Annotated in this window: 9 protein-coding genes; 5 read left to right on the top strand and 4 right to left on the bottom strand. The window is 47.0% G+C overall.

Going from position 1 to position 12,914, the window contains the following annotated elements:
- Window positions 1–34: 34 nt before the first annotated feature.
- Window positions 35–1,048: a homoserine O-acetyltransferase gene (gene metX / locus KW844_RS17940; RefSeq protein ID WP_218378155.1), complete on the bottom strand. Its 1,014-nt coding sequence runs from the start codon at window positions 1,046–1,048 to the stop codon at window positions 35–37.
- 138 nt (window positions 1,049–1,186) lie between these two features.
- On the opposite strand from metX, the gene KW844_RS17935 reads away from it, so the two are divergent.
- The 4 genes from KW844_RS17935 to KW844_RS17920 all read left to right on the top strand — a co-directional run bounded on the left by KW844_RS17935 (window position 1,187) and on the right by KW844_RS17920 (window position 5,840).
- Complete coding sequence (locus KW844_RS17935; protein WP_218378154.1) at window positions 1,187–1,606, top strand: OsmC family protein; 420 nt, start codon at window positions 1,187–1,189, stop codon at window positions 1,604–1,606.
- A gap of 18 nt (window positions 1,607–1,624) precedes the next feature.
- Window positions 1,625–2,809 (top strand): O-succinylhomoserine sulfhydrylase, encoded by a 1,185-nt coding sequence (locus KW844_RS17930; RefSeq protein ID WP_218378153.1) that lies wholly within the window; start codon window positions 1,625–1,627, stop codon window positions 2,807–2,809.
- A 108-nt stretch (window positions 2,810–2,917) separates the two neighbouring features.
- Entirely contained in the window at window positions 2,918–3,280 is a 363-nt protein-coding gene (locus tag KW844_RS17925; RefSeq protein WP_218378152.1) for a hypothetical protein, read from the top strand.
- A 37-nt stretch (window positions 3,281–3,317) separates the two neighbouring features.
- Window positions 3,318–5,840, top strand: coding sequence for a DUF5686 and carboxypeptidase regulatory-like domain-containing protein (locus KW844_RS17920; RefSeq protein ID WP_218378151.1), 2,523 nt, complete (start codon window positions 3,318–3,320; stop codon window positions 5,838–5,840).
- A 589-nt stretch (window positions 5,841–6,429) separates the two neighbouring features.
- Here KW844_RS17920 and KW844_RS17915 read toward each other — a convergent pair.
- Window positions 6,430–6,846 carry a response regulator gene (locus tag KW844_RS17915; protein ID WP_218378150.1) on the bottom strand — a complete coding sequence of 139 codons (417 nt, stop codon included), beginning with the start codon at window positions 6,844–6,846 and terminating at the stop codon, window positions 6,430–6,432.
- A gap of 665 nt (window positions 6,847–7,511) precedes the next feature.
- On the opposite strand from KW844_RS17915, the gene KW844_RS17910 reads away from it, so the two are divergent.
- Window positions 7,512–8,531, top strand: coding sequence for a rhodanese-related sulfurtransferase (locus KW844_RS17910; protein WP_218378149.1), 1,020 nt, complete (start codon window positions 7,512–7,514; stop codon window positions 8,529–8,531).
- 171 nt (window positions 8,532–8,702) lie between these two features.
- On the opposite strand, the gene KW844_RS17905 is transcribed toward KW844_RS17910, so the two are convergent.
- On the bottom strand, window positions 8,703–11,804 hold the full coding sequence (locus KW844_RS17905; RefSeq protein WP_218378148.1) for an efflux RND transporter permease subunit: 3,102 nt from the start codon (window positions 11,802–11,804) through the stop codon (window positions 8,703–8,705).
- A gap of 11 nt (window positions 11,805–11,815) precedes the next feature.
- Window positions 11,816–12,907: an efflux RND transporter periplasmic adaptor subunit gene (locus KW844_RS17900; protein WP_218378147.1), complete on the bottom strand. Its 1,092-nt coding sequence runs from the start codon at window positions 12,905–12,907 to the stop codon at window positions 11,816–11,818.
- Between the last annotated feature and the right edge of the window lie 7 nt (window positions 12,908–12,914).

Below are 12,914 nucleotides of genomic sequence, written 5' to 3'. Positions count from 1 at the left end.
TCCTAATACAAACTTCACCACTGCAAAATATAACCTAGATCCAGTCCTGTAGTATGTTTCCGATCTTTTCAAACTCGATCAGGAAGCCATCATGACCATAGGAGGAGTCTATTTCATGATAAGTTGCATTAGGGAGATGTTGAGCCAGCAGTTCTTGTTCTTCCGGAGGGCATAATATATCGGAGGTAATACCGATCAGCAGCACTGGTTGTTTGATATGGGAGAGGGAAGTGGTCACGTCTTCGTGGCGGCCCCTTGCAATGTTGTGACTGTCCATTGCTTTTGACAGGAGCCAGTACGTTTGCGCGTTGAAACGCTTCACCAGTTTATCTCCCTGATAAGTGATATAGGAAGATGCCCTGAAATGATCCGTTTTTTCTTTATCGGGGTCCGATTGGGTACGCACAAAGGTTTGGTAATTGCGATAGGTGAGCATACCAATGGCCCTGGCAGCCTTGAGGCCTTTATGGCCGGCATGCGGCGTATCCTGTTCCCAGGTATGATCCGCCTCTATGGCAAGGCGTTGTGCTGTGTGTATAGCAATGCCCCAGGCGCTTTCGGCTGCCCCGGTGCAAAGGAGGAATAGTCGTTTGATCCTGTCAGGCTCCATCAGCGCCCATTCCATGGCCTGGTAGCCACCCATGGAGCCGCCTACCAGCAATGCGATGGCTGGTATGTTAAGGTGCCGGCGCAGCAGGATATGTGCGTTCACGATATCCCGGATGGTGATGGCAGGAAAGCTGCGGTACCAGGGCTTGCCCGTTACCGGGTTAGTCGTAGCAGGGCCGGAGGTGCCATAGCAGGAGCCAAGGATATTGGCACATACAATGAAGTGGCGGCTGGGATCAATCACCTTGCCGTCGCCTACGAGGCCGGTCCACCAGTCGGTTACATCACTGTTGGCAGTCAGGGCATGACATACCCAAACCACATTACTGCCGTCAGGCAGCATGTTGCCATAGGTGTGATAAGCGATTTGTAATTCGGGTAATGATCCCCCGGACTCCAGTCTGAATTCAGCCTTGCTATGAAATACCTTTGCCGACAATGATTTAAAATTTTCGCAAAACTAAGGTTTCAAACACTTAAAATGCAAACAAAATTCGGAAAGCCCTGCCAGCCTGCGTTACAGCATGCTTTGCAAGATGAGGTTGAATAGTTATCTTTACAGAAGAAATTATAAGTTATGAAGATAGCATTACAAAGAATAGACGACGGATTCAATATGGAAGCAGTAGATGAGAACGGCCACAAGGTGCTGATGGATTCTTCTGTTGAAAACGGTGGAAAAAACAATGGCGTACGCCCGATGCAGATGATTATTATGGGCCTTGGCGGCTGCTCTGCCATCGACATCGTGATGATCCTCAAAAAGCAACGCCAGGAAGTAACCGATTTTCGTATTGAGGTCGAAGCTGACAGGGAAAAAGGTAAAGAGCCTTCTCTCTGGGAAAATGCACATCTTGTATTCCACCTGTCCGGCAACATCGATGCAGATAAAGCTGCCCGCGCCGTTGAACTCTCCATGAACAAATATTGCTCTGTAGCGGAAACCCTTCGTAAAGGCGGTACCAGGCTTACCTGGGAAGTGAAACTGAATGCCTAACCATAGAACTTAGAGAGAATGCAGAAAGAAAATCAATACCAACCGGAAACCAATGCGGTAAGGATTCAGACGGCCAGAACCGACGAGATGGAGCACTCAACGCCCCTGTTTCTTACCTCCAGCTTTTGCTATGATAATGCGGAGGAAATGAGAGCCACCTTTGCAGATGAAACGGACTTCAATATATACAGCCGTTTCTCCAATCCAAATGTGGACGAGTTTGTAAGCAAAATGGTATCCCTGGAAGGAGCGGAAGCGGGTTATGCTACTGCTTCCGGTATGAGTGCCGTGTTTGCCAGTTTTATGGCATTACTCAAAACCGGCGACCACCTGTTGTCTGCCCGCTCTATCTTCGGTTCCACACACACCGTGGTAACCAAGTTCCTGCCAAAATGGGGTATCGAGTATTCGTACTTCGACATGAATGATCCTGCCAGTATTGAAGCGATGATTAAGCCCAATACGAAGATGATCTTTGTGGAAACGCCTTCCAACCCGGGACTTGAAATTATTGACCTGGAACTGCTGGCCGGCATCGCCAATAAACATAACATCATTCTCAACGTAGATAACTGCTTTGCTACACCGGTGCTGCAACGCCCGCTGGAACTGGGGGCACACCTGGTTACCCATTCCGCCACCAAATGGATCGACGGCCAGGGCCGCGTACTCGGCGGAGCGGTAGTAGGCAGAAAAGACCTGATCAGGGAAATCTATATCTTCTGCAGAAGCTCCGGCCCTGCCATGTCCCCGTTCAATGCATGGGTACTCAGCAAGAGCATGGAAACACTGTTCGTACGCATGGAGCGCCACTCCCAAAGTGCACTGACACTTGCGCAGGCACTGGAAGGTAACCCGCACCTGTCCATGGTACGTTACCCGATGCTGCCAAGCCATCCGCAATATGAAATTGCAAAAAAGCAGATGTCCGGCGGCGGCGGTATCGTATGCTTCGAGCTGAAAGGCGGCATTGCCAGCGGCGTGAAATTCCTGAATGCACTGAAACTCCTGTCTCTCACCGCTAACCTGGGCGACTCCCGCAGTATTGCCTCTCATCCGGCCAGCACCACACATGCTAAGTTAACGGATGCAGAACGGGCTAATGTGGGTATAACGCCAGGGCTTATACGAATTTCGGTGGGACTGGAAAACGTGAAAGATATTCTCGCAGATATTGAACAGGCACTTGATCAAAGCAAGTAATTTTTTCCGAAAGTCCCCGCTGCAAGCGGGGGACTTTATCGGATTAGAAAAGGGCCGCAGGCCCTTTTCTAATCCGATAATTTAAGGCAAAACCCTTATATTCGGTTCATGAAATCCTTCGCCCATTTTTTGCTCATCCTGATACTGGCCTATGTAGCCGGCATGGTGCTCCCCTGGTGGAGCGCGCCACTCTCCGCATTTTTAATAACCGTGATGTACCCGTTGCGTCCGGGAAAGGCCTTTTTCAACTCCTTTCTGTCTGTATTTATCCTTTGGCTGGTGTTGGCGTTCTACCAGGACGTGAGAAATGATCACCTGCTCGCGAACAAAATGAGTATGATCATTATGCAGGTGAAGTCTGCGCCATTACTGGGTGTGATCAGCGCCTTCCTCGGAGGCCTGGTATCCGGATTTGCCGGACTTACTGCTGCCTACCTGCGTAGTGCAAGGAAACCTGTTGCCACTGCCTGATTGGGCTTGCCTCTAACCGCTGAATGTCTACCAATTTATGATGAAGCACCTGCTTTTACTGCTGTCCATGATAGCAGGATACCATGCTGTATTGGCCAACACACTCAAAGGGGTGGTAACAGATGAACGTAATCAACCCCTTCCATATGCCACTGTACTGATCAAAGGCACTACTACCGGCACCACTACCAACGCCTCCGGACAATACCAGCTGGAATTGAATACCGGCGAGTATACTATCGTATGCCAGTATATAGGTTTTCGTAAATCCGAACAAAAAGTAGCGGTAACATCTCCCGTACAAACCCTGGATTTCAAACTGCAACCGGTAAGTATGCAAATACAGGAAGTGGTAGTGAAAGCGGGTGGGGAAGATCCTGCGTATGCGATTATCCGGGAGGCGATTAAAAAACGCCGCTTTTACCAGCAGCAGGTGTATGAGCTCACCTGTAACGCCTATAGCAAGGGAACCATTTCATCTACCAATGCCCCTGATAAATTTTTTGGACAAAAAATCGATAAGTCGGAAATGGGCGTGGATAGCCTGGGCCGAGGCGTTATTTTTCTCACAGAAACCTTTAGCAAAGTAGCTTTCCGCAAGCCCGACCTGATGAAGCTGGAAGTGATCAGCTCCCGTAAAAGCGGGGGAGGATTCGGAATCAGCTTTCCGGCATTCATTAGTTTCTATGATAACAATGTGCAGGCAATCATCTCGCAGATGGGCCCCCGTGGCTTTATTTCACCGATTGCCGAAAATGCTTTACACTATTATAAATACCATCTTGAAGGCACTTTTTCGGAAGATGGTAAATTAATATACAAGATAACGGTAACGCCTAAACGTAAATATGAACCACTGTTTTCCGGCAGTATTTTTATTACAGATACCGACTGGCGTATTCATAGCACCGACTTATTGCTTACGCCGGAATACCAGCTGGAAATTCTGGACACCCTGAATATCCGGCAGACCCATGTACCGGTAACACCGGAGGTTTGGCGCATAAAAGACCAGGTGGTACATATCGCATTTAAGAAATTTGGGTTTGGGGTAGATGGTAATTTCGTGAGTGTGTATAGCGACTATAACCTGAAGCCGCAACTCTCTGAAAAGTATTTTGAGAAGGTGATCCTGAAACTGGATTCGGCTTACGATAAAAAGACGCAGCTGTATTGGGACAGTATCCGGCCGGTGCCGCTGGAAACCTATGAACAGAAGGATTTCCATACGCGGGATAGTACAGCGAAAGCTAACAGGGACAGTGCTTCTAGCCGTTACCGTCTCGACTCCCTCCGCAAAAAACAGGGGCCGGTGAAATTGATGAACATCCTTTGGAGCGACGTGACACGCAAGTATTATTTTAGTCGCGACAGCAGTATTCAAAATCATACACTGCGCCTGAAAGGCCTGGCAAAATCCCTGAAGTACAATACCGTGGAAGGCCTGGTGCTGGCAATAGAGCCAAGTGTTACGTTTAACACCGGCGAGGAAAGCAGGCTGAGATTATCGCCCTACTTCCGGTATGGCTTAAGTAACACGCACTTCAATTCCTACCTGGATGCAGTGCTAACAAAGGAAAGCCGGCTGTTTAACCGCATTGGCAATGATCTGTTTATGTTGTCGGGTGGTAAGCGGGTTTCACAGTTCAATCATGAGGAACCCATTGATAACCTCACCAATGAGTTTTACACCTTGTTATTACGGGAGAACTACCTGAAAATTTACGAGAACTGGTTCGTGAAAGGCGTGTACAGTCGTACGTTTCAGAACAAAAACCAGGTAAGTCTTTCGGCGGTATATGAGAACAGGAATCCCGTAGAAAATACGACCGATTTCAGTTTCTTTGGCAGTAAGCAAAAGCAGTTTACTCCCAATCATCCTTACGAACTGGCGAATGTGCCGTTTGAAAAACATAGTGCATTTGCAATAGGTGCCAGCTTCAGTTTTCAGCCAGGGCAGCGGTTTGTAGAGCTACCGGATCGTCGTGTGCCTTACGGTTCCAAATATCCGCAGTTTGAGGTGGCCTATACCAAAGGTATTCCGGGTGTTGGGAACAGTGTGGTGGACTACGACAAATGGCGGCTGGGCATCCAGGATAATATGAACTTTAAGCTATTCGGGGAGTTCAGGTACCATGTAAATGTAGGCGGATTTTTGAACAGCAGGGTAGTGGAGATACCGGACTATCAGCATTTCAATGGCAACCAGACTTTTTATACCCTCCGTTATCTAAACAGTTTCCAGCTGGCGCCTTATTATTTGTATAGTACCACGGCTGCCTTCTATACCACCGCTAATGTGGAGCATCATTTCAATGGCTTTCTGACAAATAAAATTCCATTATTCAACCGGCTGAAGTGGAACCTGGTAGCGGGTGCCAATGCGTTCTATGTCAATGGCGATAATAATTACCTGGAGATTTTTGCAGGATTGGAAAATATATTCAAGATAGCGCGTATAGATGTGATTGCAGGCTATCAGAGCAAGGATAATACACGTATAGGGGTGCGCGTTGGGTTCGGGGGTATTTTTGGAGATATGATTAAGCCTGGAAAATAAACACCCGGATCATACGGCTGTTGGATCGGATCAGTTCCCGACTGATCCGCCGGGGGCAAGGTGAGCCCTGTTGAACGTCACCAGATTCAGCTATACGATAAAACCCTGACCGCAGGCCAGGGTTTTATCGTAATTCTTTACTTGTTCTTCCGAACTTTCCTGGGATGATTGGTGTCAAAATAATACGCCAGCAATCTGTAAATCCAGATGCCAACAATCGCGTAAACGAAGTAAGTAATGTAATGACTCATATGGTAACATTTTCGGGTTAAACAATAAACTCCTCGAACTTGAAATTCAAACTAAGTGCCAATCGGGGTGCCTAAACTTTAGTGTAAACTTATATACAATAATAATCAAATAGTTACATTTACAAGAATATTTTTTTCAACACTGGAAGGGGCTAATAGCGCTAAATATAACCGGTATTTTATATCTGATGAGGCAGCTTATTCTGGTTCTTTACTTCACACATTAGTGTTAAGTCTAATCAATGTGTGGAAATTTATTTACAAGTCTGGCATTAAGTCATAAAAAAACCAGGGTGGATACCCTGGTCCGTTAATTATCCATTTAATTCTATAAATCCTTAGTTCGGTGCGTGCACCGTTGCCGTGATGGCTATTATTTTTATCAACAGTGATGCTAAGTCATTTGTACATTTGGAGATAAACCCGGTGGCTCCTGCGGCAACACAATCTTCCTGTTCAGATGCGATGACAGCCGTTCCGAATATGATAACAGGAGGTTTATGAGGCTGGAGGATGTCGCGGATTAATGCAGGGAGCGGAATGCCTGTCACATGATCATCAATTAACACCAGGCTGTAGGAGATAGTGCGTGCGCGCTCCACGGCGGCCTGATGATCTTTCTCCCAATCCACCTCATAATGCACTTGTGCCAGGGCATCCTTCAGCGAGGCGCCAAAACATTCATCTGCATCAACCAACAATAATCTTTTTTTGCTAATATGCTGAAACCTGCCGGGTAGAATTGATGGGGTCATACAGACTCGTGGTTTTGGTGTTTCAGTAAGTCCCAAAAATAGTTAAGCGCGGGACTCTTGCGATGCCGAACAGGACCCCGTAGGATGAGGGAAGGAACGGCAAAGAAGAGCCCGCGCCAGTAGCACGAGCTTTATCTTCTCCTCGTTTTCCTTCTATGAAATTTCCTACGTTTCCTGAAGACGAGATTAAAAGAGTCAGCTTCAATATTTTGGAGCTGCAAGGTAGCAATTTAAAGCTTCTTTTCAACTCCGAAATTAAAATTGACCCGATTAACTGTAAATTAACAAGAATATTTGAAATATTAACCAGGCTAGATAAATTTACTGGATTTTGTGTTTAAAATTTAGGTGGTTAAGGATAACGTTAACGTATATAGGAAAAATGCGGTTATGTGCCTCCACCTGTAGAGCCGGGCTGTGCCCGGCTCATCGCTTTGGTCATGTGAGCCGGGCGCAGCCCGGCGCTACGCTTAAATCATAGGAGGGCGCAGGCCCACCGCATTTATGACAAATATCAGTTCAACCTAATGAAAATATTCAATAACTTTGCAGGCCTTTCCAATAAAAAGTATTATCGGAAAGTGTTATAATTATTCGTTGATAATCATATGATTACACCGAAATTTTGTTCACCAGGCAAGTGTCCTTAAAATTTCAGGTCCACAATGGCTTTACACAACAGGGTATCGGCAACCGAGCTTAAACAGCGGCTGCACGAGGAACCATTCAAACGCGTCACCATCTCTTTCTACCAGTATGCGAAGATTGAAGATCCGCAGGCTTTCCGTGATGCACTCTACACCTCCCTCTTCGAATTAGGCGTATTTGGACGTATATACGTCGCCAATGAAGGTATTAACGCGCAAATCAGCGTGCCGGAACATCATTTCGATGCCTTCCGCGATACCCTCTACAAAATCGATTTCCTCAACGGCATCCGACTCAACGTTGCCGTAGATGATGACGGGAAATCATTCTACGTACTGAAAATTAAAGTGCGGGAAAAAATTGTAGCCGATGGTATCGAAGACCCTACCTTCGATATGGCAGTAAAAGGTAAATACCTCAATGCCGAAGCATTTAACGATATGGTCGACACCACCGAAACCATTATCGTAGATATGCGCAACCACTACGAATACGAAGTAGGACACTTTGAAGGCGCAATCGAAGTACCTTCCGATACTTTCCGTGAACAACTGCCTATGGCAGTCGACATGCTGAAAGACCAAAAAGATAAAAACATTATCATGTACTGCACCGGTGGTATCCGCTGCGAAAAAGCCTCTGCCTATATGCTGCACGCCGGTTTCCAGAATGTATACCACCTCGAAGGAGGCATCATCGAGTACACCAACAAGGCAAAATCACAAAATCTCCCCCTGAAATTCAAAGGGAAAAATTTCGTGTTCGACGACCGCCTCGGTGAACGTATCACAGACGATATCATCAGCCTATGCCACCAATGCGGCCAACCATGCGATACGCATGTTAACTGCGCCAATGATGGCTGCCACCTGCTCTTCATACAATGCGAAGCCTGCGCTACCAAATACAACGACTGTTGCAGCGATGAGTGTAAAACTACACACGAGCTGCCATTGGAACAACAGGCCGAACTCCGCAAAGGAATTGAAAAAGGGCTGATGTTTAATAAATCCAGACGCAGACGCAACCGCGTATAAATAAAAAATCCACCCCGCGTTGTTTCTTCTCAGCGGGGTGGAGGAAGTGAGTCTTATTCTAATGGTCGGATCTGATCCGGCCATTTTTATTCGGACCCATTCTATCAACCTATATGCGAACTAAAAAAGCTTCCCGGAATATAGCCGCATTACCATTTCCCGGGTTATATCTTAACTGAGCTCCTGGTGCTTGTTGCGGTATGCCGTATAGAAAATTATAGGGAACACCAGTAAGGTGAGTACGGTAGCTGTAATTAAACCTCCGATTACAACAATCGCCAGTGGCTTCTGCGTTTCAGAGCCTATGCCATGTGATAATGCCGCCGGTACCAGCCCGATAGCCGCCATCAGCGCTGTCATCACCACGGGGCGGATACGGCTCTGTACTCCCAGCCGGATTGCTTCATTCAACGTCATCCGCTGCTCCAGATTTTTATGGAACACCGATATCAATATCACCCCGTTCTGTATACAAATGCCAAACAACGCAATAAAGCCTACGCCGGCAGAAATACCGAAGTTCATACTAGTGACGTGCAATGCGAGAATTCCCCCTATCAACGCAAATGGTACATTCATCAGCACCAAACCTGCATCTTTCACATTCCCCAGCATGATAAACAACACCAGGAATATCGCAACAATACTGATAGGTACCACCTGACCCAGACGTTTGGTAGCACGCACCTGGTTCTCGAACTCGCCCGTCCAGCCTATGCTGTAGCCTTTCGGCAGCTTCACCGTTTTGCTTACTTTTTCCTGTGCCTCCGCTATGGTACTGCCCAGGTCACGGTCGCGCACGGAGAACTTAACACCGATAAACCGCTTATTACTATCCCTGTAAATAAAGGCCGGACCAGTGATCGTAGTGATCTCTGCTATCTCCTTTAAAGGCACTTTATTTCCATTAATAGTAGGCACCATCAGGTTGGCCAGGTCATCCTCCGTTTTACGATAGTTCTCATCATAACGGATACGGATATCGAATTTTTTCTCGCCTTCATATAACTGTGTCGCTGTTTTGCCGCCAATAGCCATTTCAATCACGGCCTGCGCATCGCCGGTAGATACGCCATACTGCGCCATCTTATTGTCGTCGAGGTTAATGCTCATTTCGGGCTGACCAATATTACGTATCACCCCCAGGTCCTTAATACCTTCCACACTTTTCAGCTGGCTCACCACCTGCTGCGATAAGGCTTCCAGCTTCACCAGGTCGTCACCGTAAATCTTCACGCCATTGGAGGCCTTGAAACCAGCCACCGCTTCTGCCACATTATCACTGATAGGCTGGGAGAAGTTGAGCACAATACCGGGATATTTTCTTAACCTGCCTTCCATCTGCGCAATCAGCTCGTCCTGCGTGATTTTCCGCTTCCAGTCAGCCTTTGGTGCCAGGTCCACCTGGTACTGTACAAAGTAAAAACCGTTAGGGTCTGTACCGTCATTGGAGCGGCCCACCTGCGATAATACCCGCTTTACTTCCGGAAATCCGCCCAGATCCTGCCGGATATCACGGGCCAGTTTCACACTTTCGGTGAGCGACATGCTCATCGGCAATTCAGTTGTTACCCAAAGGGAACCCTCATTGAGTTGGGGTAAAAATTCTGTTCCCAGGAATTTGGCGGAGGCAAAAGTAAGTACCATGAAACCTAATGCCAGTCCGAGACTCAGCCTTTTGTTCCGGTACGTCCAGCCAAAACCTTTTGTTACAATGCGGTCGAAAAATATTACCACCACATTGTGTTTCTCCTTCACATTTTTATTCAGGAGAATAGAGCACAGCACCGGCACAAGTGTAAGTGTAAAGAGCAAGGCTCCTAACAGCGCGAACCCTAATGTCCAGGCCAGCGGAGAAAACATTTTACCTTCCACCTTCTGGAAGGAGAATATTGGAATCAGGCTGATAATGATAATCAGCTTGGAAAAGAAGATAGCCTTAGCCAACTCTCCACCGGTTTGTTTAATCCATCCCAGCTTGGCCATTTTGTTGAACCGCTCCATGCCGTATTTATGGGCTTTGTGGTCCAGCATCACGAAAATGCCTTCCACCATTACCACGGCACCATCTATGATGATCCCGAAGTCGATAGCGCCCATCGATAGCAAATTGGCACTCATGCCTTTCAAACGCAGACACATAAACGCAAACAGCAAGGCCAGCGGAATGATGATCGACACAATCACTGTCGTGCGCCAGTCGGCCATGAAGAGGAACACAATCACCGTCACGAATATGATACCTTCCAACAGGTTATGCATCACGGTGTGGGTGCAGAACTCCATCAGTGTATCGCGGTCATAGAACGTGATCATTTTGATGTCATCCGGCAGTATGGTTTCATTCAGCTCGCTGAGCTTTTCTTTCAGTCGTGCCAGCACTTCCGAAGGGTTCTCACCTTTTCTCATCACCACAATACCTTCTACGATATCATCGTCTTTATCCAGTCCAACCTGGCCAACCCGAGGGGCAGCCGCTTCATGTACATTGGCCAGATCCTTCACCAGCAACGGTACGCCGTTGATGTTCTGCACAATAATATTCTGTATATCGTTGATACTGTTGAGCAATCCGATGCCGCGAACTACGTAGGCCTGTCCGTTCTTTTCAATCACATCACCACCTACGTTTACATTGCTTTTATTCACTGCCTGGTATAGTTCCAGGGGAGTAATATCATATTTTGCGAGCCTTACCGGGTCCGCCGATATTTCATAAATTTTCTCCTGTCCGCCAAAGGCCACCACATCCGCCACTCCCGGCACACTTCTTATCTGCCGGTCGATAACCCAGTTTTGCCAGGTAAGCAAATCACGGGAATCACGCTTAGCGCTTTTGAGGTAGTAGCGGAAAATTTCACCGGTAGGGCCGTAGGGGGGCTGTACCTCCGGCTCGGCGCCATCGGGGAGATTTACACCTGCCAGCATATTATTTACCTGCTGCCGTGCGAAAAAATCTTCTACATCATCGTCGAAAATGATTCTTACTACGGACAAACCGAACATAGTCACCGAGCGGACGCTGGTTTTCTTTTGTACGGCGTTCATGGATACCTCAATCGGCAGGGTAACAAAGCGTTCTACTTCCTGCGCACTGCGGCCATTCCATTTCGTTACAATTACAATCTGCGTATTGGTAACATCCGGAAAGGCCTCTATAGGCGTATGTATAAAGGAAAATACTCCTGCTATGATGAGCGTAGCTACTGCTATAAAAACAAAGAGTTTGTTTTTAAGGGAGAAGGCTACAATATTTCTGATAAACTTATTCATATACTGCGTGCTTAGTCTTTCAGTGCGTCATAAATGAGCAGCTGATTTTTGGAGATCACTTTTTCACCTGCCTGCAAGCCAGATTCCAGGTAAGTAGTATTACCGGAGGTTTTGGCTACTTCCACCGGCCTTACGCTGATGTTGAATTTATCCTTAAATACCAGCACGTAATTTTTGCTGTTGTCGAAAATAACCGCAGCACTTGGAACGGCGATTTTTGCATCGTTATCTTTATAGGTCACATAAACGGTAGCAAACATTTCAGGTTTCAGCTCCATATTTTTATTGTCGATGCTGATACGCACCTGCATGGTTTTAGTAGCCGGGTCGAGAAAGTTATAAATCTTGTCAATCTTCCCGGTGAACGGCTGATCCGGGTAGCTCACCGTTACCACCTTGGCATCATATCCTTCTTTGATTTTAGCAATATCGGTTTCAAATACATTGGCCATGACCCACACATCATCCAGTTCTGATATCGTGAAGATATTAGTGCTGTTATCTGTACGGATTTCCATGTTATTGTTGATATTTTTCTCGATGATATAACCGGAGATGGGCGCTGTAACCAGGTAGGTGGCGCCTTTACCTTTACGGTAAATTTTAAAGAGGTCGTTGAGCCGGGTGATTTCTGCATTGGATTTTTGCAGGTCGCCATTGGCGTTGATCACATCTTTTTCGGTGTTGAGGCGACTATCATACAGGTCCTGCGCCACTTTCAGGTTTTTTTCGGCCACACCCTGATCTGATTTGGCCTGTGCCAGTTGCTTCTCGTAATCGGCAATTTCGGCACTATGGATCACGGCCAGCACCTGGCCTTTCTGTACATAATCGCCCAGCTGAACTTTAATGTCTTCCACATATCCACTCACCAGCGGATAAACCTTTAAGACCTTACCACCATTAGGGGTAACCTTACCGGATAAACGTAATTCGTTTTGTACCGGCTCCAGTTGTGCGGTATCAATTTTAATATTATTAAGCATGGTGTCGCTCAGTACGAACGTGCTTTTTTCAGTGTCTTCTGCCTCGCTGTGTTTGCATCCGCTCCACATCATTGCTGCCAGCAGCGCGATTCCGAGGAATATCACCGGGTGTTTCATATACTGC

This window comes from Chitinophaga sp. sic0106 (assembly GCF_019219075.1).
In the GTDB taxonomy this organism is placed as follows: domain Bacteria; phylum Bacteroidota; class Bacteroidia; order Chitinophagales; family Chitinophagaceae; genus Chitinophaga.
Note: the sequence above shows the minus strand (reverse complement) of the source record. Positions and strands in the feature narration are given on the sequence as shown.